This window comes from Methylobacterium sp. J-077 (assembly GCF_022829365.1).
GTDB lineage: Bacteria > Pseudomonadota > Alphaproteobacteria > Rhizobiales > Beijerinckiaceae > Methylobacterium.
Genome location: NZ_JAKSYJ010000231.1, coordinates 1 through 400, shown reverse-complemented (window position 1 = coordinate 400; position 400 = coordinate 1). Strand labels below are relative to the sequence as shown.

Genomic DNA, 400 nt, shown 5'->3' with positions numbered 1-400 from the left:
CGAAGACACCATGCCGATGATGCCGCCGACCTCCTGTTCGAAGCTGTCGGCCATCTGGCGCATGCCGGCCTTGCGCTGTTCCTCGGCTGCTAGGCGGGCCTCCGCGGTCTCTTCTTCCAACGCCTTCATGCGGATCAGGCCGTCTTTGAAGATCTGAACTGCCGATGCCATCGCGCCGATCTCATCGCGGCGTTCCGCGCCTGGCACCTCTCGGCTTAGATCTCCTGCGGCGAGATTGGTCATGAATGCCGTCATGGCGTGTAGCGGCCGCACTACGCTACGGCCTATGAGCGTAGCGAAAAGACCGATCATCGCGGCGACGATGGATGCACCTCCTAGTAGACGCATCAGGGTCGGGCGCATCTGCGCCGCCGTGTCGTCCGCGTAGATGCCCGATCCG

Annotated in this window: 1 protein-coding gene; it reads right to left on the bottom strand. The window is 63.2% G+C overall.

Annotated elements, in window-relative coordinates:
* The coding region (locus tag MKL11_RS29415) for a HAMP domain-containing protein (RefSeq protein ID WP_279600800.1) at nt 1-312 on the bottom strand (312 nt) is incomplete at its 3' end.
* Nucleotides 313-400: the final 88 nt, after the last annotated feature.